A 22812-nucleotide genomic window follows, 5' to 3' on the forward strand; every position below is an offset into this window, starting at 1 on the left:
GAAGGAGAAAAGAGAGAAGCTATGCCACATTCTGCTGTTGATGGTGATTCATCCGCTGCCACGTCGCCTTCTACGCCACAACGTCGAGCCTGGCAGATTATGCATCCCGTGCGAGGACAGATTCGTCTGGCGATGTTCCTGTCTGGGCTGTCGGTGTTGGCGGGAATCGCTTTTTTACTCTCTCTGGCGTGGAGTATCCAACTCCTGATCGTACAGCCTGCGTCATGGCCGCGAATTCCGATGGGGGGAGCCGTGCTGTGTCTGTGCGCCAGTTATCTGCTGCGTTTGCAAGCCTTTAATCAATCCCACTATGCCGCGTTTCGGCTGGAAAATCAGATTCGTAGCGCGCTGGCGGAACGGTTGGCGTGCATTCCGCTCGGTGAGGTACAGCGCCTGGGTACCGGTTTGCTGGTGAAGATCGTGCAGGATGATGTAAAAGCGCTTCATCTGTTTGTGGCGGATAGCACGCCGCTTTATGCCCGTGCTTTTGTGGCGCCGCTGTGTACGGGCGCGTTGCTGTTCTGGCTGGATTGGCGTTTGGCATTGGCGGCCTTGTTGGTGCTGGTCGTCGGCGCGGTGGTGCTGATGTTGGCGATGCGCCATGCCGGTGAGATGAGCCAGCGTTATAACCAGGCGCGCGAGCAGGTCAGTGCCGCCGTGATTGAATTTGTACAGGCGATGCCAGTGGTGCGTACTTTCGATACGGGAGCTTCAACATTTGGGCGCTACCAACTGGCGTTGGAAAACTATCTGGATGTGCTTACCCGCTGGTATCAGCAGGCAGGATTCTCGGCGCGTTTCTCCTTTGCGGTACTTAACCCGCTTCCTACGTTGCTGGCGTTGTGCTGGGTGGCATTCGGTTTCTACAGTCACGGTAGTCTCGATTTCGGTCTGTGGGTGGCCGTGCTGCTGCTTGGCAATGGTATGGCGGAGGCGGTCATGCCGATGATGGCCCTGAATCATATGGTAGCGAAAACCCGATTGAGTATTGCTCGGATTCAGGACGTACTGGCGTTACCGTCGCTGCCGGAAACGGACAGTGATGCTTTCCCTATCGATGCCAGCGTGCATTTTGAACAGGTCAATTTCCGCTACGACCGGCATGCGAGTGACGGGGTGCTGGAGGACGTCAGCTTTCAGGTGCCGGCTGGTTCGGTTACGGCGCTGGTGGGATCATCTGGCGCAGGGAAAACCACGGTGGCTCGCCTTATTCCTCGCTTTTGGGATGTGACGGCTGGACGTATTTTGATTGGCGGTGTCGATATCCGACAGATGAAAACTGAGACGCTCATGCAGCAGGTGTCGTTTGTTTTTCAGGAGTCTTTCCTGTTTGCGGACACCCTCGCGAATAACATTCGGCTTGGTTTGCCTGAAAAAACGATGGACGAGGTGATTGCCGCAGCGACGGCAGCGCAAGCGCACGATTTTATCATGGCGCTGCCGCACGGTTACGACACGCTGGCCGGTGAACGCGGTCAGTTCCTCTCTGGCGGCCAGCGTCAGCGCATCGCCATTGCACGTGCATTGCTGCATAACCGGCCGATTCTGGTGCTGGATGAACCGACGGCTTTTGCCGACCCGGAGAATGAAGCTGCGCTGCTGGCGGCGCTTGGCATCCTGATGCGGGGGAAAACGGTCATTATGATAGCGCACCGTCTGTCGACGATCCGCGATGCCGATCAGATACTGGTCTTCGATCGCGGACGGCTGAGCGAGTCTGGTCAGCATGACGCGTTGCTGGCCGCACAAGGTCGCTATAGCGAATTGTGGCGACATTATGAGCAGGCGCAGAATTGGGCGCTGGGTAGCGTACCACCGAGCGGCGGGCAAGCAGGAGAGCGCGAGTGATGAACGAAAATCATGTCGTAATAGCGACACGGCTATCTGCGTGGTGGCATACATATCGTCAACTGGAGCGGGTCACGGGCTCACAGTCGAGGGTATTTCGTTGGTGTTGCCTGAACCTGCTGGCGGCGGCTATCGCGCAAGGACTGGCACTGGCATGCCTGTTTCCACTGTTGTCGGCGTTTACCCTCGTAGAGGCGTCGCACGAGATAGCGAGCTGGCTGGTGGTTATGACGCTCCTGAGCCTGTTGACGCTGATGTTGCGCTGGTATGGGCAGGGATTTGAATATCGCGGGCAGCTTGCGGCGGTGACCCATGAACTGCGTATGCGTCTGGGAGAGAAACTGCGGAGTATGCCGTTGACCACGCTTCAGTCCTCGCGGGCGGGGGATATTAACGCGCTGCTGCTGGGGAGTGTGGATGAAAATCTGAACTATATGTTGGCGATAATAAACCAACTGCTGTTGGCCATCGTGACGCCTGTCGTGATAGCGCTCGTCATGCTGACGGTGGAGTGGCGGTTAGGCGTGAGTCTGCTGTTGCTCTTTCCGGCCATCGTACTGCTTTATCGCTGGCGGCGGCCTGCATTTTCGCACACGCTGCAGACGCTGGCGGAGGCTAATCAGCAAACCAGCGCCGATATTGTGGAGTATGTACAGGGACTCGCCGTTCTAAGAACCAGCTGTCAGCAGGCCGAGCGTACAGGGGCATTGCGTCAGCGTTTTCAGCATCTACAGCAGATACAGACGTCGGCTCACCGTGACGGTGCCAAACCCAGTGCAGTAGTTGCCAGCATCGTGGAATTAGGTCTTCAGGGTGTGCTGATTCTTGGTATTAGCGGCGCAGTTGTGGGGGCGTGGAATGTGTCAATCGTCGCTGCGATGATGGTAATTGTAGTACGCTTCTCTGAACCGCTGGCGACATTTGTCAGCTATACGGCCGTGCTGGAGTTGATTGATACGGCGCTGCATCGTATTGATGAGCTGCTAGCCATTGAGCCGCTTCCCGTGTGTGAACCTACCGATGTGCCGACGACGTATGCGGTTACGTTTGAGCAGGTTAGCTTTCGCTATGCTAACGAGGCTGCCCCCGTGCTTGATCGCGTGGATATCACGCTGCCAGAGAAGGAAATGACGGCATTGGTCGGGCCATCGGGCTCGGGGAAAACGACGATAACACGACTGCTCATGCGTCATGCCGATCCGCAACATGGGCGCGTTTGTATCGGTGGTGTGGATGTCCGTCATATTCCAACGCGTGAATTGAATAAGCTGATTTCCGTAGTATTTCAGGATGTCTATCTGTTTGATGATTCGGTGCTGGCAAATATTCGCATGGCGCGGCCGGATGCCAGCGATGCAGAGGTCGAACAGGCTGCCGCCGCCGCTCAATGTTTGGCGTTTATTCAACGATTGCCGCAGGGATGGCAAACGCGGTTGGGTGATATTGGCGGCAGATTATCCGGTGGCGAACGGCAACGTATTTCGATCGCGCGGGCATTATTGAAGGAAGCGCCGATTGTGATTCTGGACGAACCGACGGCAGCGCTGGATACCGAAAGTGAACTCGCCGTACAGCGTGCAATTGACCGGCTAGTGCAGGACAAGACGGTTATTGTTATCGCACATCGGTTATCGACAATGGTGGGGGCAAATCGAATTCTGGTCGTGGAGAATGGCGTTATTTCCCAGCAGGGAACACATAATGAATTACGTATTATGGAAGGGCGTTATCGCGCGCTGTGGAACGTGCAGCACGCTATTCCACCAGAGTAAGCGCATCGGGATGAAATGAGAAACATCCTGTCTCTCACCGGAGGCCCGCCGTTGGCTGGTCAAATTCGTTCCCAACGAATTTGTCCTTCGCTTGCCGCGTTACAATGCTCATGGCTGAGCATCGCCCTAAAGGGCTAACGCTTCGCGTTGTTCAAAACGTTAACGTTTTGTCCTGAAACTCGAATTATTTAGGGTATAGACGTGATGACGGTTATAACGGCTCTGGTTTGATGAGCTGTAATTCTACGCCCAGTCTTATGGCATGCTTGGCATTGAGAACACCGAGTTTTTTTACCACATTACCAATATGAAATTTCACAGTGCTAATTTTTATATCCAGAATCAACGCAATTTCTGGATAGGTTTTCCCCATGCTAGCCCAGTAAAGAATCTCGTTTTCACGCTGGGAAAATATCTCTTTATCGCTTTGCTTTTTGCTCTGTGGGCTTTGTGTCATCTCTTTGTAAAGCGTGGTGATTTTTTCATGAACAGTAATAAGCAGCATTTGTAACTTGTCTTTGTTTTCCTCAACAATATTTTCCATATCTGTTGGCGCATTTTCTTCAAACATAATCGATAACGCGGCCAAATTGTTATTGTTGTCATGCAAGACAAAAGTGTAGCCATTAACAATATCGTATTCTTTTGACAGATTAAATATTTTGGAAAATTTCAGTTTGGAATTAATAACAATATTATCTTCCCAAGAGAACGGCGAGACTTTATTGATCGCCGTTAAAATAACAGGATCGATATGCTGATAATTATTTTCTTTATACGTATTAACCCATTCTTGTGGGTAATTTGAAATGATCACAACCTGAGACGGATTTTTCTTGTTCATGATCATGTAGGCGTATTTCAGGTCGCCATACTGTTTTAACTTTCGGCTGAGATAGGTTTTTATCGTGTTATTGATAATTTCATTATCAGAGCAAAATACAGACATGTAACGACCTCAATAAAAGCGAGAATATGCCTATCATATCGACAGGAACATAAAAGTATAGCCCGAACCTATACCTAAGTCTAACTACTGTTAACCCATGATATCACTTATAATTTTTTCATGAATAGGGCAATTTATAAAAAATTTAAGACAGTAAGTTTTTAAAAAAATTGTTACAAATTGATTTGCCAACCCAGGGAATTACCCATAGTTTTGCTCCTATTCTGTTTACTGAATTTAGGGTGTGTGGTGTTAGGCCATGCGCCCTAAAAACAGTTCTCTCGTCATACTTCAAATCCCCTATGCGCCGGCTTTCCTGCTGCCAGGGTATCTCTGCATGCGGAGCGGGATAGTAAATAATCCGTTTTAGCTTATCAAGTCCCATTATCCTTTGATGCTCATTATCGTGGTTTTCTCTTTTTTCATCGTATTCTATCGCCAGTGGTGCCGCCTTGGATAAAGCATCTGCTGCGATGTGCAACAGGAACTGAGTTCGCGGAACTCACATCAGATTGTTGTGCAATTCTTATCGTTGCTGCCAGCAGGCATCGACGATCGCAGATCTCAGTCCACCATATACAGCACAGTAGATAGGCCTTACATATCTCGGAGAGATACTCCAGAGAAGCGTCAGTATGCGTATGGTGGCGTAGCTGCGTAAAGCGACTTTGCATGAACCAAAGGCGTCTTTCATGCCGGTATGTCCACCTTGTACCGTGTTTTGTTAGCGTCAGTCTCAACAGAAGCGTGAGGTTTTCTTCTCCGACAACATTTCTGTCACTATTTGGGATAAGGTGTTGGCAGATTCTGCCGATATTAATGGTTCAGGGAATGTTATCTGTACCTCCCGCTATAGGGTTGATATCCGTTTACTGATGTGATGATGGCCATCGTTGGATGAGTAAGTTGAGGTACTTAACAGGTTTTTTTACGTTTGACGCTGGATAAGATTGAAGAATACGACTATCACGTACAGTGGAGCGGTCAGATGTTAGTTCATGTTTACTCACATCTCGAATGTTGCCTGATTACGCTATACCTATAAATAATGACTCGCACTGAGGAAAGCATGGATAATTTTCAAAAAGAGATTGATGAGAGAACAAACCTCACTTCTGCTAATAAATTCGAACTCTTATTATTCCAACTGGGCAAATCACCTGACGGTGGCAAATCTGAGCTGTTCGGCATCAACGTGTTTAAACTGCGTGAAATTGTGCCGATGCCTACGTTGACCAAAGCGGCGGGTATGAAATCGCCGATGCTGGGTATGGTCAACATTCGTGGGCAAATCATTCCCGTTATCGATCTTCCTGCGGTGGTTGGTAGCGCACCGGAAACCGGACTGAACATTCTCCTTATCACCGAGTATGCACGTAGTACGCAGGCATTCGCGGTCGAATCGGTAGACGATATCGTTCGTCTGGAATGGAGCCAGGTGCTGGCTGCTGAAGCTGGCGTGAGTAGCTCGTATATTACCAGTATCGCGCGTCTCGATAACGACAAAGACAGTAACCGTTTGGCGCTGGTTCTGGATGTTGAACAGATTCTGTTTGATATTATTCCCGGCGATCGCGAAACCAAGCTCAAGAATGCGGAAGAGAAGATTTATCCCTATACGCCAGGTGCGATTGCCATTGTGGCGGAAGATTCCAAAGTCGCTCGTTCGCTGCTTGAGCAGGGGCTAACCCAGATGGGTATTCCGTTTAGTATGCACATCACGGGACAGGATGCCTGGAACAAGATACGGCAAATTGCGAAAGAAGCGCAGTCAGAAGGGCGACCGATTTCGGACCAAATTTCATTGGTTCTGACCGATTTGGAAATGCCGGAAATGGATGGCTTTACGCTGACCAGAAACATCAAGCGTGAGGAATATCTGAAAAATATCCCCGTAGTGATCCACTCATCACTGTCTGGTAGCGCGAATGAAGATCACGTACGCAATGTCGGTGCGGATGCTTACGTCGCGAAATTTGAGATCAATGAGTTGTCGACGGCGATTCAGACGGTGCTGAACAAAGCACGCCGTTAATTAGTCGAACGATGGCGCTACAACATTCGGCCTTTGTCTCCTCCTTTACGGGAGAAGGCAGAGGCCGATTTTTTTAGCCGCTAATTATCGGAATAACGTGTTCTTTGTTGCGCTGAACAAGTTCAGCCAGAAAGGCATCGCTATCAGAATGAGGTTGTTACCCCCGCATAGTAAGCGCGTCCTGGTTCGTTATAGGTCGACGCACCTTGTGCCTCACGGTAAATCTGCTTATCAAACAGGTTGCTGATACCCGCATTGACGCGCAGATTCTTGTTGAACTGGTAGTTCACGCCCACACCTGCAACGGAGTAGCTACCGATTTCGCGTGAAGAAAGTCCGTTGTTAACTTCGGTTCGATTGGTGGCGTACTGACGTGGTTTCTGCTTACCGTACAGGGTCCAGTTGACGTTGGCGGACAGTTTATCTGTTGCTTGCCAATCCAACATCGTGTTGACGGTATATCTCGGGATGATCGACAGTGGATTGCCGGTGTCTTTATTTTTCGACTCGATCATATAGGTTGCGTTGGTACTCCAATCTAGCGTGTCTTCAACTACTGGCACCAGCAGGTTGGCTTCCAGCCCTTCCACCAGTGCTTTGCCGCCATTTTCCCAGCGCAACACCGCAGCATTAGACTGTGTTGAACTCAGCAACGTTGTACCGGAAACAATCTTGTTTTTGTAGTCATTGCGGAAATAGGTCATACCCGCCTGCCAACCAGCATGTTTGAATTCCAGACCAATTTCTTTGTTGACGCTGATTTCGGGGGCGAGATTGTCATTACCCATCAAATAGCAGCCGTTTGGATTACTTATGTTGATTGGGCAACCGTTACCACGTGAATAAAGCAAATAGCCGGTAGAAGATTGATAAAGATTTGGTGCCTTAAACGCGCGCGCAATACCCGCTTTCACACTGAACATTTCGCCCAACTCCTGCTGAATGTTCAGACTTGGGCTGTAGTTACCGCCAAATTTGTCGTGATAATCGAAGCGCAGACCGGGAATCACCTTGGTACCGGGGACGACTTCGATATTGTCTTCAAAATAGAGCGCGCTGAGTTCGGCGCTATTTTTGCTGCTGCGCTGCCCTGGTTCGGCGGAGATACCGCCAATATTACTATCGATAACGTTGCCGAAGCGGTCGGTAGGGCGATAACCTGTCGAAGCAGGATCGTTCAATTGCTCACGGTTCCACTCTGCGCCGAGCGTGACGGTTTGTTCCGCCCAGAATTCAAAAGGAATGTTAAGTTCACCATTCAGGCGATAGTTTTTTAGACGGCTCGTTTTATAATCATCGCCTTCAATAGAACCTTCTGTGCGGCCTGTGAAACCTTCCTGTAAACGGGTGTTGTTGGTTTGATCATAGGAAAAACCTAGCTTGGACTGGCCCCAATCCCAGATGCCATTGTGGGTGATGGCATAATTCTGGCGGTACATTCTGTTGGTCTCTGCCCCGCGTTGCCCCAGCAATTCTGGTGTGTTACTACCCAGCACGCTGGGATCGAGGCTGAACTGGGTATCCCCAGTATAAATATTACCCTGACGACTATATCCCGCTTCAACATCAACAATTTGCTGCGGCGAGAGTTTCCAGGACAGCAGCGTATTGAGGTCTTTATTACGCACGCCTTCACGTCCTGCGGCGGCAGAACCATTCTGATTACGGTTGATATCCCAGTTGTCGGAATCTGTTTTATTGATATTGCCGTACAGACGCATGGTAAGTGCATCACCGGCCAGCGGGCCGCTCAGATTAATATTGGCACGGCGCGTGGCGCCTTCTTTGCTGTTTTCCGGCTGGTTGCCGTACAGCGAGAGTGAGCCAGTCCAGATATTGGACGGGCGCTTGGTGATGATATTCACTACGCCGCCTGCGGCACCGGAACCGTAGCGCGCTGCTGCCGGGCCACGTATAACTTCAATACGTTCCACGTCTTCGACGGGCACCCAGTTGGTGTCGCCTCGGGTATCGCGTTCGCCATCCCAGGCGTAGCGAACCGCGTTACGCGAAGTCACGGGGCGACCATCGATGAGAATCAGCGTATTTTCCGGCCCCATGCCACGCAGATCGATTTGGCGGTTGTTGCCTCTGGCACCTGTGGCGCTGTTGCCCGTCAGGTTCACGCCCGGCATTTTGCGGATGATGTCAGAGAGATCGTTAACGGGGGGCGTTTTTTTAATGTCTTCCGCCGTGATAATAGAAACGCCGGGCTGCTGTTTTAATTCCTGTTCGGCGGTGGCGTTGACGGTCATTACATCCTCATCGGCAGCCTGCGCTATACCCAGATGTGCTCCAAGTAGTCCGGCAACGATCAAAGCCAGTGGTTTTATGGTATGGAATTGCTGTTTGTGCATTTTTTATTTTCACCCCTACAACGCGCAGATATACGAATACAAACGAGAGTCATTTGCGTTTGGTAGTTTGATAAAAAATAGTACATATGTACAGTTTTTTGTAAGGACTGGCGCAAGAAGGGGGAAATGAGAGAGCCGCAGTGGGATTAAACGGTTTCCCTGTGAGAAACCGTATGGCTTAGCGAAAAGCGTTATACAGCCCTGAAACGGACTGGTAGACCAGATCGCGTGGCAATGTACGCTCATGTTTCTCCAGCAGTGCACGAATGAAAAAACCGTTCAGCAGCGTACCTAGCGGGAGTGCGGCGCTATCGGGAACGACCATTTTGATGATAGCGACAACCGTGTTGGACCATTCGAGCGCGATCGGACGCAGGGAAGGGCGTGAAATAGCGGCGGTAAAGAGTTCATACTCGCGTGCCAGTTCATCAATATCCTCGATGCCACGCATGACAAAATCGGTCAGGACATCGCATGGATCGTCATGGCGGCGTGTGTAAAACCAGCTAAACATGTCGTCGCGAAACAGCGCAATCGCGCTAATCATCACGGCATTTAGCATGTCATCCAGACTCGTAAAATGGTAGGTAGTCGACCCTAACGGTATGTGAGCGTTATGCGCGACGGCACGGTGTGTTAGGGCGCTAATGCCGTCACGTTTGATGAGGTTCGTGGCAGTTTCAACAATGTGAGCGGCGCGTGGGTGCACCGTTTCCAATCCTTTTCCGCTTGGCGTGACGCCTTTTTCTGCCAGCCAGGCGATCGCTCGTTCGGACGTTGTTTCGCCAGCAAGAACGATAGGCGTTTCTCGTGAGGAAAAAGCTGGCTGCATAGCCTGGGGAACGGAAAGGGGGGGGGCAATAACCGTATATTTAGCATCGTCCGGCTGGAATAAGGATGTGGCATCATCGAGCATTGTCTGCCGTTCCGCGTGATCTAGCGTTACGAAGCCCAATCCTTGTAACAGGAAAACGCCTTCTGTGGCGAGAAAGGCCAGACGGATACGCCGCATGGCTGGTGTGGAGTCACGTAGCCGATCCAGCCTGATGCGATAAAATTCCCGCACGGGTGCCAGCATCGAAGGGGAATGAACCAGCGCAGTGAGCAGGCCAACGGCGCGAGATGTCGTCTCTTCTTCTTCCTGAGCAATAGCCGCGATGTGACCCAACACATCGGCATAGGGCTGGCCGGTATAGCGTGCGGTTTGCTGTTGTGCCTCCTGCTCAAAACGGGCAAGTTCACGTAACAGCATGGTCATGATCAATCGATCTTTACTGGGAAAGCTATAGACCAGCCCGCCCTTGCTAATACCCGCTTCCGCGGCTACTGCGTCTAATGTGAAGCGATGCACGCCATCGCGCAGCAGTACCTTTTCCGCTGCATCCAGAATCAGATCGTTTTCAATGGTTTTTTTGCGCGCCATCACATTGCCTTGTATTTTCGACTGGTCAGTCATATATTGCGCTCAGCAATACGCATCTTATCCGATTCGCATTTGCTTTGCTGTCGGTTATTCATGATTAAGTGGTCTATTTTTGAGGTGTTATCGATGTCTGATTCGTCTTTATTGGCGTCGCGCAGTTTTGTTCTCATCGGTATTTTAGGCATCCTATGCGCGTTTGATGCCATGTCGATTGATATGTATCTCCCTGCTTTTCCTGCAATCCAGCAGGATATTGGTGCGGATGCCGCGGGAATGCAGACCTCGCTGTCTGTCTTTTTGATCGGACTGGCGCTTGGACAGCTGGTTTATGGTCCGCTGACCGATCGCTATGGGCGAAAAGGCCCATTACTGCTGGGCATTGTGCTATTTTCCCTCTCATCTTTACTTATCGCTCATGCGCCTACGCTATCGTGGTTTGTCTTCTTCCGCCTGATGCAAGGCCTGGGTGGTGCAGCCGGGTTGGTGATCCCGCGTGCCATCGTGGCCGATTTGTACTCGGAGCGTGATGCCGCAAAGGTGTTCTCGCTGCTTATGCAGGTGATGGCCATCGCGCCGATTATCGCGCCGCCGTTGGGCGGTGTTCTGCTTGGCACGCTGGGTTGGTCTGCCATTTTCTGGGTGCTGACGATTGTCGGTTTGCTGATGCTGTTTGCCACCTGGCGCTGCGTGCCGGAAAGCCTGCCGCGGCGTGAGCGTGTCGGTGGCGGCATGCTGTCGGCCTTGACAGGTTATGCCGTTTTGCTGCGGCAGCGGAAATTCATGGGCTATACGCTGTCTGGATCTTTCGTGATGGGCGGCCTGTTTACCTATATTGGCGCGTCTGCTTTCATCTTTATTGAATACTTCCATCTGTCGCCGACGACTTACAGCTACATTTTTGCATCCAATGCGCTGGGTATGGTGGTGCTGGGGCAAATCAATATCTTCCTGCTGAACCGCTGGCGTGAATATCAAATCTTGCCTATCGGGATCGCCCTACATGTTGCCGGAGGATTGGTGCTATGTGGTGTACTGCTGGCTGGCATAACGTCGTTGTGGATTATCACAGGATTGATATTTCTCACCATGAGTTTCCTGAGTCTGGTGTTCGGCAATGTGGTGGCCGTGGCGATGAATGCGGCACCGGGGCAGACTGGTTCAGCTTCCTCGCTGCTCGGCGTATTGCAGTATGTCTTTGGTGGGGTTGCGGGCGTGATTATGGGAGTGGTGCATGATGGTACGCTGCTTCCGCCAGTGATGTTGTTAACAGCCAGTGCGATAGGTGCGCTACTGAGCTGGTGGTATGCCTGGCGACAAACGGATATTGATGTTATGGAAAATACGTTGACGGATAACCACGCGCCGGAAAGGGAAGGGAGCTAAAGGCGAATCGGAATGCCGCCTGCCTTGTTCGGCAGGCGGCAGAAGGTTAATCCAGATCGGATGCCTGATGGCGTTCAGCAACCTGTTCAGCCTCTTCTCCCCAGGTCCGATTGACCTTCCGACCGCGAATCACCGCTGGACGGGCAGCAATCTCGTCAGCCCAACGAATCACATGCGTGTAGTCGTGTACGGATAGGAACTCTGCGGCGGAGTAAAGCGCGTTCTGTACCAGCCCGCCGTACCACGGCCAGACAGCGATATCAGCAATGGTGTAGCTACTGCCCGCCAGATAGCGATTTTCCGCCAATTGACGGTTGAGAACATCCAATTGGCGCTTGGTTTCCATTGTGAAGCGGTTAATCGGGTATTCAAATTTTTCCGGCGCGTAGGCGTAAAAATGCCCGAATCCACCGCCAACGTAAGGGGCGGAGCCCATCTGCCAGAACAGCCAGTTCAGGGTTTCCGTACGCGTGGCGAGGTCGTTTGGCAGCAGCGCCCCAAATTTCTCGGCCAGATACACCAGAATAGAACCCGACTCGAACACGCGAATCGGCTTTTCGCCGCTTTGGTCGAGTAACGCGGGGATCTTGGAATTCGGGTTGACGTCGACAAACCCGCTGGAGAACTGATCTCCATCGCCTATCTTAATCAGCCAGGCATCATACTCTGCACCTGTATGACCCAGCGCTAGCAGTTCTTCCAGCATGATTGTCACTTTCACGCCATTCGGTGTCGCCAACGAATAAAGCTGAAGCGGATGTTTGCCAACAGGCAGCGCTTTTTCGTGTGTTGGACCGGCTATCGGACGATTAATATTGGCGAAAGCACCGCCGGAAGACGCGGGCTGCCAAACTTTTGGCGGTACATAAGTTGGGGAGGTAGCCATTCAAAAACTCCTTATGCATGAAAAGAGAGCGAGTTAAGTCAACACCATAACAAACTCATGCATTTTGCTGATACCGTTCTGTTCTATATCTTCCTCATATTGATATAAAGCGAGACCCGCACACTGTTAAAAGAGGCGGGTCGTCGTCAGTGCTTAGTAGCCGACGGTAAAACGTTGGCGAGAATGCGCTGGGTTTTCAATTTCATCAACGAGCGCGACAGCATAATCTTCAAACGAAATGCTGCTGCCCTTATCGTTACTCAGCAGCGCATCTTTACCGAGACGGAATTTACCAGTACGTTGGCCCGGAACAAATTCGGCAGACGGTGAGAGGAACGACCAATCAAGGTCTTTCTCTTGTTTTAACAAGTCGAGGAATGCTGCACCGCGAGAGGCTTCAGGACGGTAAGCATCAGGGAAATCAGGCTGATCGATCAGACGCTGACCCGGTGCAATTTCAAGACTCCCCGCTCCGCCGACAACCAGATAGCGCTTCACGCCTGCGGCTTTAACGGCGGCAATCAAGATAGCGGGATCGGACGAGCCAAATTTAACGGCGCTGACTACCGCATCATGCCCTTTGAAGAGCGCCACTAATGCATCGTTGTCCAGCGCGTCTCCCTGCTTAGCCGTGACGTTCGGTAGTGAGGCAATCTTTTCAGGATGACGTGCAATCGCAGTGACCGTATGCCCACGGTCAGATAATTCTTTAAGAATACGTGAACCAGCATCGCCTGAGGCGCCAATGAGAGCGATATGTGACATGTGAACTCCTTATTTTCTTATTTCGAGACTAAGTGACAAAAATAGACTATAGACCCTCTGGATGGTACATTGCCGACTTTTCCCCGACAAGAAGTCACCAGCATGCAACCAGGTCACACAACAATGACTACTGACACCATCATCAGTGATGCGGTTAACCACAAAGCATCGCCAGCGGAAAGTCACGACGATGTTACGTTTGACCATCCTTGTCCGATCCGCGATGTGTTGGATCGCATCGGCGATCGCTGGAGTCTGTTAATACTGGAGGCGTTGGCGGAAAAGACACTGCGCTTTAACGAATTAACTCGTCATATTGACGATATTTCACGGCAGATGTTGTCACGCACGCTAAAGCGCTTAGAGGCTGATGGTTTCATTCATCGGACGATCTATGCGGAAGTTCCCCCACGCGTGGAATACACGCTGACACCATTAGGGCACTCTTTTTTACAACCTATGCAACTGTTGATTCAGTGGGCCGATCAGAATCACGCCGAAATTTGTCGTTCTCGCCGTCAGGCCAGACAACGCGATGCCTGAATGGCCATTTGACCTATATTTATAAGGGGGGTCTGTGTGGGTGATTAAAACGACGGATGGGTTTGACGGCTGGTTCAGCACATTAAGCGACATCGATCGCGCTTGCCGATCGGGAATTCACTCATTACCTGGAAAAATCAGAGAAGAAGGACTACTGCCATGAGGAGAACGTTGGAACAGCTTCTTGCAGATGAGAAATCCAGTCGTGATCTGAAACTTTCTACACTCAAGCGCTATGTTGAAGCGACCGGCAGCAAGCTACGTCTTGATGTTGAACTGCCGGATGGCTCTCATTATGAGTTCATGCTGTAACGCCTTCTTCGTATTTTTATTACGAAGAGGGGGCTTGAATGTCTACTTGTTTACATTGTCTTTCGCCTCATCAAGCAACGTAAGATAGCGTTGGCTTGAAATATTCCTGCCAGTGACGACACAGACGGTTTTACGTCCTCCAATCTCCTCCGCGTAGCGAACGACTCCCGCGACGGCTGGCACGCCTGATGGTTCGACAACATGGCGGTGAAGGTCGAGCATTGACAGCATTGCGGCTTTGATTTCAGCTTCTGACACCGTGAGCACGCGATCGACACGGTCACGCACCAGCGGCCAGGTCATCGCGCTGGGCTCTATATAGCCACTGACGCCTTCGGCGATGGACGGTGCCAGATCGACGGGAAGCGTTTTACCTGCCTCTTTCCAACGGGCGAATGTCGGGCTGGCTTCACTTTGTATTCCCCACACTTCGATAGCGGGGTTAATGGCTTTGGCTGCCGTCGCAATCCCTGAGATGAGCCCTCCACCGCCGATGTTTACCAGGATTATCTCCGTATCCATCCAGTCTTCCAAGATCTCAAGACCAACCGTGCCGCCACCGGCAATCATGTGTGGATTATCGTAGGCAGAAACGAAAGTGGCACCCGATTGTTGTGCAGCAACAATCGCCGCCTGTCGTGCTTCTTCGATGTCATCAAAAAACGTAACACGAGCCCCACAGTTTTGCATGGCTGCAACCTTCATTGGGTCCGCCGAGCGTGGCAAAAATATGCTCACGGGGATGCCTGCCACTTGTCCGGCATAGGCGAGCCCTAAGCCGTGGTTTCCTGCTGTCGGGGCGATGACGCCAGCGTGGCGCTGTTCCGCATCCAGATTGGCAAGAACGTTTGCCGCCCCCCGTAATTTGAAGCTACCGGTCTGTTGAAGATTTTCCATTTTGAGTCGGATTTCTGCACCAACAAGAGCGGATAATTCCTGTGAGTGGTCGAGCGGCGTTCTGCGTATCGTTGTTTTAATCTGCTGAGACGCGGCGTAAATATCTTTCAACGTCACAGAGTCGGTTGCCCTTTGGTGTTTGCTTGTCATAGTATTCCCCTATCAACTGTATATGGAAATGACTATATAGGTATTTGGCTATATGAACAAGCATGCAACGACAACAGCCGACCTACTACGGGCGCTAGGCAATGAGCAGCGACTCATCATTTTGGAATGGTTGGCCGATCCTCGGGCACACTTCCCGGAACAACAGGATGGTGATCTGGTTAAGGACGGAGTATGCGTAGGGTTTATCACTGAAAAGCTAGGCTTGAGCCAACCGACCGTCACCGGCCATCTTCAATATCTATCGAAAGCCGGAATCGTCACCTCGAAACGTATCAAAAACTGGGTGTTCTACAAGCTCGTCCCTGAGCGTTTAGGCGAGGCCGTTGCCGTATTATCTGAGCTTGCACAGGTTGCCTCGCATCACCATAAGCCGTCATAGGCCGTTAAGTCTTTACGTCATCACTTTCCCTGAGACTTGGCTGTGTGTTCCCGTGCAGCCCACTTTGGCAGGTAAGCGAATGCGATGGCGGCAAGTATCATGCTGCCAGCGATAAAAAAGGTGAACTTTAGGCCACTCGCGAGTGAAGATGGGGTGGCATGGGTAAAATTTTCCGTCCCAGTACTCAAGGCGAAAATCTGTCCCATGATAGAAGCACCGACGATGAGCCCAATGTTACGCGATAGGTTAAGCAGGCCGGAGACCGTGCCGCGCTGGTTCCCGGGAATATCGGCAAGGGTGGCCGTGTTATTTGCCGCCTGAAAGAGCTGATAGCCTGGCGTCAGGACAACCATAGAAAGAATGTATCCCGTGACGCCAAGCAAATTGGGTAAGATCGCCAGCATAAAGGTGCCAGCAATCACAAGAGAAAGTCCGACGTATAGGGCGCGTCTAAATCCCCAGATATCGACCAGTCGTCCCGACGGAATCCCGCAGAAAATCGCAATAGCAGGGCCGACTGCCATAACAACGCCGACTAAGGTTTCATGTAGACTCAGACCCAAACCAAGGTAGTACGGGCCGATGATTAACGTTGTCATCATGGCAGAAGCGTCATGTAGCGAATCGGTGATATACCTGAGAGCTGCGCCTTTGTTTTAACCTGCGTGGAGGGGAGCAGGGTGAAAGCAAGAAAAAGAACGATGATTACCAGCGGGATCTGCACCCAGAATAGACTACGCCACCCTGCTGTTGTAAGAAGCCATCCCCCGACAGAAGGGCCAAGCGCGGTACCCAACGCGGATACCGCTCCCAATATTCCCATGGCTTGCCCGACATGCTTCTCACCGGCCGTCTGCCTCAGTAGCGCCATGCCGAGTGTCATTAGGAAAGCTGCACCGATACCCTGAAGTGTTCTTGCAACGATAAGTTGCCACAGTTGGGGGGCAAGGGCGCACAGTAGTGAAGCGACAGCAAAGAGCGCAAGGCCTGCGATAAAAATGGGCTTTAGTCCATAACGATCGCCATGGCTGCAAGATAAGCGATGACGACGGCCTGGACCTGTGCGAATGGCGCAGAAAATATCGCCGTCAGTGTTGGAAGGGCAATATTGGCAATGCTTGTTCCCAGTGAGGCTGACAGTATCGACAGCGCGAGTGTGATGGTGATCCCTGTTTTGCTCTTCTCCGGTTCGCCTGAATGGTTAATTACCATGTTTTATCCTTGTCATAATGTGGGTTCCAGAGCATGCTACAAAGTAAAGTCAACTTGAGGTCAAGCATGAAATTTCTGGATATTGGCGAAGTCGTGGAGAAAAGCGGAATCAAGCCTTCGGCGCTGCGTTATTACGAGGAAATCGGACTGATTACTTCGGTATCTCGGCATGGGCTCAGGCGGCAGTTTTCTGAAGATGTGCTGCTGCAACTCAGGCTAATTACGATGGGGAAGGCGGCTGGATTCTCACTTCAGGAAATTGCTGGCATGTTTAACAAAAATGGCATGCCGGATCTGCCACGTACCGTATTTCATCAGAAGGCCGACGACATCGACCAGCAAATTCATGAGCTGAAGATATTGCGCGACACGCTGCGGCACGTTGCTGACTGCTCTGCGCCATCGCATATGGAATGTCCCACCTTCAGGAAGTTGGTTGACGCTACACATCGTAGGCGGCAGACGCGTGAAAAGACGGGCAACACCGCTATTCGAAAAGTGGTACAAAGTATGAAGAAAAAGAAGGCTTGATATTCTGTCAGCGCCGGAGACAACGCCGTGTTTATATTTGGGGCCACGGCAAGTGAACTGGCCTCATTAGATCGGCACTACGGGCGACCAATCCCACGCTAATCAACTTTCATCCATATTGTCTACTGGCCTGTTTGTGGCTGTAACTGATAAACCCATGCCGTAATTTTCTGGCCTCCCGCTGTGGTAACGACAGCCTCAACGCGATCGTAGCCTTCCTCAAATTCATCTAGCATCGGCCAATGTGCTTCAAGGCTATCGGACAAAAACAAGTAACCGCTGACGCGCGACTCGCTATCATCCAGTACGATCCCAGGAAAACCCACGGCCGCACCCCAGCCACTTTCATAAAATGTGCCAGTCACATAACCCGACAACCATTCCCCACCGATGTTTTCCAGAAGATATGCATTAGCGTGACCCGGACGTAACGTACCGTAGACAAATAAGCGCTCCCTCTTTCTCTCGTCAATCAAAGCAATGAACTCCTAAAGTGTGAAGAATGCTGTTCAAGTTAGAATCTAATAAAGCGGTTTGCAATAGGTTCCCTACCGCTGCTGAGTAGTGAATCGTGCTGGGTGCATAGCGAGTCCCTCAAAGGGACGGAGGCTCAGTCATTCACGCGGTTCAGGATCTTTTCCAGATTTTCCTCACAGTCATACTTATGCAAATAAGCTTTAACGTCTCGCGTCCAAGATTCACCTTTACCGAGCACGGCCCGGCTGTGAGTGGATGCATACAGATAGCGGGTATCATAGAGATTGATTAACGTCTGGTTGACACCTTCAACACTGCACCCCGGGTTCTTGCGTTGCTGTTGCTCCAGTGCGCGGAGAATACGTTCCTGATGCTCAGGTGCAGGGGGAAACGTCCGTTCATTGAGTTCGCTGAGTACCAGAAATAACGGCGGGATGCCTTCCTCTATCGCGGCTTGTAGACGGTAGTGGCCGTCAAGGATTACAAATGATGCCAGCCCAGCGACATACCAGACCAGCACTGGCGGCAACATGCCTTCACGACATTTTTTACGCCACCACTTCAGACGCCCTGTCTCGGTTTTTACCGCATAACGCCCTAACAGCAGATTTCCCCCCCACCACCAGTCCACCAGACTCACTTTTTGCGGATTGGTCAAATCAGGGAAATCTTCGCCATAAAGCACCCAATTACATCCTATATTTCCAGTACTGGCTGGTGAATGAAAATGCCAGTTTTCGACGGTGGCTGCCTGCTGAATGGTATAGGGTGCGCTACGACCGAGGGATGCCATGGGCCTTAATAGCCAGCGGCGCTCAGGAAGTAGCGGCTCAGACGTCCGCATTAACTGCCGAGCGAAATAGCGACACCACTCGCTTACCCATGCTTGCTCACCCCGTTTTTTTACTGACTCCACCTCATTTGAGGTCACAGGAGATAATAAATCCTGTTGGTCAGGGTGATCGGCATTAAACACCAGCCAAACGCCAGAGTGATCTTTCAGCATTGAAGCCCAGAAAAGCGCCTCGCCCCGAAGCTGTAGCGACATACGCCCGTGGTGACCACTGAGCATTTCTATACTACTTTGTTTTGACGGTGCTTGACCTTGAACGATCAGCTCCAGCCCCTGCCAGACATTATTTCGATCAAGTAAATCTTTCCACCAATAGTGTGCCACTTGGCTCTCCGTGGTTTATTTGCAAATAGGTTAAGGCAAACAAGATTCAACCATTCGGAATAATCGATGTCCAGCTTCAGCATTTTGGCTCAAAGGTTTCCTGTTTGAATTCGGGAGAAAAATGGGTTTGATTCGTTATCCGTTACCTCAATGCTCTGCTGTTACGTCAGGGCACATCCTCAGCGTGCTGCCTGAATGGTTCACTGACAAAGTTTCCAGCTGTGTCCAGGCCGAACGCAGATAATCCTCCGACCATGTGATTTTGGTGGTAAACCAACTTTTGGCAACCATTTTGAAAGCGCGGATAGTTTTACGTTGCGGATTTTTGAGTCGTTAAGAGATATTTGGGGTCACTTCGCCATCGAACCAACGTGACCCCAAATCTGACCACCACATTCATCCGATGCGGGATGAAAATGGAATGTACATCGGGAACAATTTTCAGATGGAACGTATTGAATACAATGCTAAAAGCAAAAATCCCACTTAAGTTTCCTTAAGCGGGATTTTCTAATTTGGCTCCTCTGACTGGACTCGAACTTCATCTGTATCTCCTGTTATTAATGGTTTAGCGTAAATGATGTGATTTTTTACCAGTATTTTTACCATCATTATTTAATCTATTCACATAAAATGTCAATTAAAAACAATTGATTGTTGTCATAACGTGTTGTCTATTACTGATTGTGCAAGGTTTGATGTTAAACATCATGTTGTCAGTGTTTTTATGGTATTTTTCATTAAAAACAATTAATTATGAAATTATAAATCAATTTTTTACTTTGAATAGATAAGGATCGTTTATTGCTTCTGGAAGAACAGAACCTGCTACGACAAAGCGAAATATTTTCTGGCACTTGAAGTGCGACACTCGCTCCTATTTACGCCATAAAAAGCTTGTCGAATGCCTCAGGGCGTGAAGCGGACATCATTCCTTAGTCCATTAGAAGAGGGGGGGTGAGAGAGGATTATCGCTAAGTAAATTATGACGAAACCCTTCGTGGAGATTAAGGGTATAACGCCACATTCCGGTTTGAGTTAACGCTACTCATAGATGTTAGGATAAAGCAAGGGACGATTATCATGAAGCAATTTGAGAATCGAGGTGAGCTGAAAATTCTTATTGACATCATTATAAAATTCTTTGTATTTTTATCGACTAACCTACCCGCCAAATGGTGTTTCGTGAGTACAATGCACAGTTTAAAGAGTTTAGCCGAACTGGAACTGCAGATCGATAAACGTATTAAAGAATTTGAAAAAAAAAGAATAGAAAACCAAAAAAATAATAAGCTCTTCTCTATCTCTCAAATATTTCTAAGTGCCATCACAACTCTACTTATAGCCATCAATGCTGAGAAATCTATATTTTTTTTAACTGTAATAACCCTCATTACGAGCTCACTGGCTGGCATTGCTGGGCAATTATTAAGTAAGTTCATGTACCAAGAAAGAATGGCTATGAACATTGCAACAATTTGCTCTCTTTATGAATTACGCCATACCATTACTATGGCTAAAAGGATGGAAGAAGATGACGAAGTCTATAAAATAAAGATAGAAAATGTTGTTCTATATCAGGAGCAATATCAAAACATATTGAATTCAGCTAATGGACAGTGGCAGCATCATATCAAAAACTCTAAAAGCACGGAAAAATGAAATTTTTCTCCAAAGTTCTCACGTTGAATAAGATTCACATCATAGATAATATTATTGGCAATTCCAATAATGGAAGTTTAAAGGCTGATTATTTTAATGCTGGCTTTCCAGTTGGAAATCCGCCTCTTCTAAGAGGTTCAATCGTTATAGAGTTAAATGAGAGTTTCTTAACTGACAATGCTGATTTTTTTAATATGGGCAGCCCAGTTGACACCGGGAGTATTAAGTGTGGGTTTCTCAGACCAAATTATGATAACGATCTTTTCCTTAAGATGGTCACCTGCGATTACCAGAGATTTCATTTTTTAATATCAGATCTTTTTAATACCCCCGCTCCTTCACTAAAGAATTTAAACGATCATGTATCTTGCCAAACTTTAAGGCCGGTCTTGGAAAAACATTTCCCAACATCCGTAATAGAGTTTATGTACAGCACAGATAACCCACATGCTCGGCTTTTCGAATTTTGTTTGAATTCAGGCTATTTAATTAAAGAGAAACACATAAGAAAATTATTTATACCGAACACTTACTCTTCTAACCCTAAGGTAAGAAGGTTAAGTATTTTACTTAAGGATAAATTTTTCAAGTACAACCCTAAATATGGAATAGAGGGAAGGGAATATTGATGTCATTATTCTATGTGGTTGGTGCATATGAAGATTATAAGTTTGATGTTTTTCCATCGCATATATCTCCCATAATTGCAGAGTTCCATATGGGCCAATACAGGCGATGGGCATATCGAATTGAAACACCTTATAAAATAACACCTACTCATGCTGTTGGTGTGTTTTATGATTCTATCCAGAAAATGTTCCCTTATTTAACTTACAGCCTTGTGACTCCTGTGGAGTTAAGACAAGACTCGCAAGTGATAGCGATATCAAAAGATAGGTTGATAGTTGAACATAGGAATTATGTTTTATGCATAAGGATTTTTATAGAGGCTATTAAAAACATGAGGAATCCTTGGTTTATATATCGATCGTTCCTTTCGATAAAGAACTCTTTAAATTAAATTTATTATCTGAGATGTACTGCATTCGTTTAAAATATTAATAGCATCTAATGCCTGCTGTTGGCACTTAGTGGAAGAACAATTTAGGTCCCGAATGAATTCGGGACTATTTTGTGATCAGGAAATATTCGCTGGTGATGGAAGATCAGGTAAAACGATTGAGTAAACAAGCGATTTGACCAAGCAACATGCGAGATATGAGGGAAATCATATTCAATTCATCAAGACCCCATCTTGAGATTCCTGATATTTTTTCTTTCTCTATGCTATTGAATGCGTTAACTTTATCTCTACAAAAAATTTCTGTAGAGAAAACAATGACAAAAAAGATGCCTAAAGCGGAGATTGTAGAAGCACTAACCGAATGGTTTGATGTAAGCCGTTACGATGTGCTTAAAGATTTATCGCTAGAACAAATCTATGCCGAGCTGGAAAGACGGATCTTTGCCTATAAAGCAAGACAACAGTGGGAAACTGCAGGTGAAGATAACCAAATGCTGGCGATATACCATGATGCCCTGATCCGTTCTGGTAAGGTTATACATGAGGCTAAATGGGTCTCTGATAGCCATATGCTGTCTCATAGCTATGCTGTAAGGCCAATAACAAGGACTTCGTTGTTCAACTATGGGCGGGCGATGTACCGTCTGGAAAACAACATTGCTAAAGATGATGTTTCAGTGAGTTCGGAATACATATCTGAATACCTGAAGCAGGGCGGATTGAACCCTACCAACAAGATGCTGATCGAAATTGATTTAGATGAAGCCAGCAGTGATGATCTGGCTGAACACCTAAAAGTGCTTATCACTCAATGGCAGAAGCATCTGAAAGTGCCTAAACCCCCGGAAAAAGATTTCCGTTTTGGTCACAAAACATTCCAGAAGATACTCGATTACAAAATCATACCGCTGATGGATCTCATCGGTTGGGAACAACTCAACAATCAGAAGATCCCGTATCCTGTATTGGCTGGCCTCCTACACCCAGATATGCGGTATGCTGATCCTAC

The 22812-nt window shown here is 49.1% G+C and carries 21 protein-coding genes and 2 pseudogenes; 12 read left to right on the top strand and 11 right to left on the bottom strand.

Going from position 1 to position 22812, the window contains the following annotated elements; all coding sequences use genetic code 11:
• The first annotated feature begins 21 nt into the window (after nt 1-21).
• On the top strand, nt 22-1848 hold the full coding sequence (locus tag E2566_RS07685) for an ABC transporter ATP-binding protein (protein WP_107170274.1): 1827 nt from the start codon (nt 22-24) through the stop codon (nt 1846-1848).
• Nucleotides 1848-3620, top strand: coding sequence for an ABC transporter ATP-binding protein (locus E2566_RS07690; RefSeq protein WP_107170273.1), 1773 nt, complete (start codon nt 1848-1850; stop codon nt 3618-3620). The genes E2566_RS07685 and E2566_RS07690 overlap by 1 nt, the downstream gene beginning before the upstream one ends.
• 211 nt (nt 3621-3831) lie before the next feature.
• Here the strand turns inward: E2566_RS07690 and E2566_RS07695 are convergent, their stop codons facing one another.
• Nucleotides 3832-4569 carry a LuxR family transcriptional regulator gene (locus E2566_RS07695; protein WP_107170272.1) on the bottom strand — a complete coding sequence of 246 codons (738 nt, stop codon included), beginning with the start codon at nt 4567-4569 and terminating at the stop codon, nt 3832-3834.
• Nucleotides 4570-5638: 1069 nt separating this feature from the next.
• Between E2566_RS07695 and E2566_RS07700 the strand changes: the two genes are divergently transcribed.
• Nucleotides 5639-6604, top strand: a complete 966-nt coding sequence (locus tag E2566_RS07700) for a chemotaxis protein (RefSeq protein ID WP_107170271.1) — start codon at nt 5639-5641, stop codon at nt 6602-6604.
• Between the two features lie 143 nt (nt 6605-6747).
• Here the strand turns inward: E2566_RS07700 and E2566_RS07705 are convergent, their stop codons facing one another.
• Both E2566_RS07705 and E2566_RS07710 read right to left on the bottom strand, forming a co-directional pair.
• On the bottom strand, nt 6748-8961 hold the full coding sequence (locus E2566_RS07705; RefSeq protein ID WP_107170270.1) for a TonB-dependent siderophore receptor: 2214 nt from the start codon (nt 8959-8961) through the stop codon (nt 6748-6750).
• 178 nt (nt 8962-9139) lie between these two features.
• Nucleotides 9140-10417 carry a TetR/AcrR family transcriptional regulator gene (locus E2566_RS07710; RefSeq protein ID WP_107170269.1) on the bottom strand — a complete coding sequence of 426 codons (1278 nt, stop codon included), beginning with the start codon at nt 10415-10417 and terminating at the stop codon, nt 9140-9142.
• A gap of 93 nt (nt 10418-10510) precedes the next feature.
• Here E2566_RS07710 and E2566_RS07715 point away from each other — a divergent pair, with 93 nt between their 5' ends.
• Nucleotides 10511-11767, top strand: coding sequence for a multidrug effflux MFS transporter (locus tag E2566_RS07715; protein ID WP_107170268.1), 1257 nt, complete (start codon nt 10511-10513; stop codon nt 11765-11767).
• 46 nt (nt 11768-11813) lie between these two features.
• Here E2566_RS07715 and yghU read toward each other — a convergent pair whose 3' ends face one another.
• A complete protein-coding gene (yghU, locus tag E2566_RS07720; protein ID WP_107170267.1) occupies nt 11814-12653 on the bottom strand; it encodes a glutathione-dependent disulfide-bond oxidoreductase in 840 nt (279 codons plus the stop codon).
• A 153-nt stretch (nt 12654-12806) separates the two neighbouring features.
• Nucleotides 12807-13418, bottom strand: a complete 612-nt coding sequence (locus tag E2566_RS07725; RefSeq protein ID WP_107170266.1) for an NAD(P)-dependent oxidoreductase — start codon at nt 13416-13418, stop codon at nt 12807-12809.
• A 102-nt stretch (nt 13419-13520) separates the two neighbouring features.
• Between E2566_RS07725 and E2566_RS07730 the strand changes: the two genes are divergently transcribed.
• The gene (locus E2566_RS07730; protein WP_107170265.1) at nt 13521-13961 is read left to right on the top strand and encodes a winged helix-turn-helix transcriptional regulator; all 441 of its coding nucleotides are present in this window, start codon (nt 13521-13523) and stop codon (nt 13959-13961) included.
• A 192-nt stretch (nt 13962-14153) separates the two neighbouring features.
• A pseudogene (locus E2566_RS07735) lies at nt 14154-14273 on the top strand (transcriptional regulator); the annotation flags it as partial.
• A 42-nt stretch (nt 14274-14315) separates the two neighbouring features.
• Here the strand turns inward: E2566_RS07735 and E2566_RS07740 are convergent.
• Nucleotides 14316-15320: a threonine ammonia-lyase gene (locus E2566_RS07740; protein ID WP_107170264.1), complete on the bottom strand. Its 1005-nt coding sequence runs from the start codon at nt 15318-15320 to the stop codon at nt 14316-14318.
• 52 nt (nt 15321-15372) lie between these two features.
• Here E2566_RS07740 and E2566_RS07745 point away from each other — a divergent pair, with 52 nt between their 5' ends.
• Nucleotides 15373-15720, top strand: a complete 348-nt coding sequence (locus E2566_RS07745) for an ArsR/SmtB family transcription factor (protein WP_107170263.1) — start codon at nt 15373-15375, stop codon at nt 15718-15720.
• Nucleotides 15721-15740: 20 nt separating this feature from the next.
• Here E2566_RS07745 and E2566_RS21805 read toward each other — a convergent pair whose 3' ends face one another.
• From E2566_RS21805 to E2566_RS21815, 3 genes are read right to left on the bottom strand one after another with little or no spacing between them, the layout of a single operon-like run.
• Entirely contained in the window at nt 15741-16322 is a 582-nt protein-coding gene (locus E2566_RS21805; protein ID WP_240958793.1) for an MFS transporter, read from the bottom strand.
• The gene (locus E2566_RS21810; RefSeq protein ID WP_338091621.1) at nt 16319-16801 is read right to left on the bottom strand and encodes an MFS transporter; all 483 of its coding nucleotides are present in this window, start codon (nt 16799-16801) and stop codon (nt 16319-16321) included. The genes E2566_RS21805 and E2566_RS21810 overlap by 4 nt, the downstream gene beginning before the upstream one ends.
• On the bottom strand, nt 16726-16932 hold the full coding sequence (locus tag E2566_RS21815; RefSeq protein ID WP_240618652.1) for a hypothetical protein: 207 nt from the start codon (nt 16930-16932) through the stop codon (nt 16726-16728). The genes E2566_RS21810 and E2566_RS21815 overlap by 76 nt, the downstream gene beginning before the upstream one ends.
• Before the next feature lie 66 nt (nt 16933-16998).
• Between E2566_RS21815 and E2566_RS07755 the strand changes: the two genes are divergently transcribed.
• A complete protein-coding gene (locus E2566_RS07755; protein ID WP_107170262.1) occupies nt 16999-17463 on the top strand; it encodes a helix-turn-helix domain-containing protein in 465 nt (154 codons plus the stop codon).
• Nucleotides 17464-17585: 122 nt separating this feature from the next.
• Here E2566_RS07755 and E2566_RS07760 read toward each other — a convergent pair whose 3' ends face one another.
• On the bottom strand, nt 17586-17936 hold the full coding sequence (locus tag E2566_RS07760; protein WP_107170308.1) for a gamma-glutamylcyclotransferase family protein: 351 nt from the start codon (nt 17934-17936) through the stop codon (nt 17586-17588).
• Between the two features lie 137 nt (nt 17937-18073).
• On the bottom strand, nt 18074-19117 hold the full coding sequence (locus E2566_RS07765; protein WP_107170261.1) for a hypothetical protein: 1044 nt from the start codon (nt 19115-19117) through the stop codon (nt 18074-18076).
• A 1083-nt stretch (nt 19118-20200) separates the two neighbouring features.
• Between E2566_RS07765 and E2566_RS07770 the strand changes: the two genes are divergently transcribed.
• The 4 genes and pseudogenes from E2566_RS07770 to E2566_RS07785 all read left to right on the top strand — a co-directional run.
• Nucleotides 20201-20779, top strand: a complete 579-nt coding sequence (locus tag E2566_RS07770) for an SLATT domain-containing protein (protein ID WP_107170260.1) — start codon at nt 20201-20203, stop codon at nt 20777-20779.
• Nucleotides 20776-21408, top strand: coding sequence for a hypothetical protein (locus E2566_RS07775; protein WP_107170259.1), 633 nt, complete (start codon nt 20776-20778; stop codon nt 21406-21408). The genes E2566_RS07770 and E2566_RS07775 overlap by 4 nt, the downstream gene beginning before the upstream one ends.
• Nucleotides 21408-21800 (top strand): hypothetical protein, encoded by a 393-nt coding sequence (locus E2566_RS07780; protein WP_107170258.1) that lies wholly within the window; start codon nt 21408-21410, stop codon nt 21798-21800. Before E2566_RS07775 ends, E2566_RS07780 begins: the two co-directional genes overlap by 1 nt.
• A 317-nt stretch (nt 21801-22117) precedes the next feature.
• A pseudogene (locus E2566_RS07785) lies at nt 22118-22804 on the top strand (DUF6387 family protein); the annotation flags it as partial.
• Nucleotides 22805-22812 lie beyond the last annotated feature (8 nt).

This window comes from Pectobacterium punjabense, assembly GCF_012427845.1.
GTDB classification, from domain to species: domain Bacteria; phylum Pseudomonadota; class Gammaproteobacteria; order Enterobacterales; family Enterobacteriaceae; genus Pectobacterium; species Pectobacterium punjabense.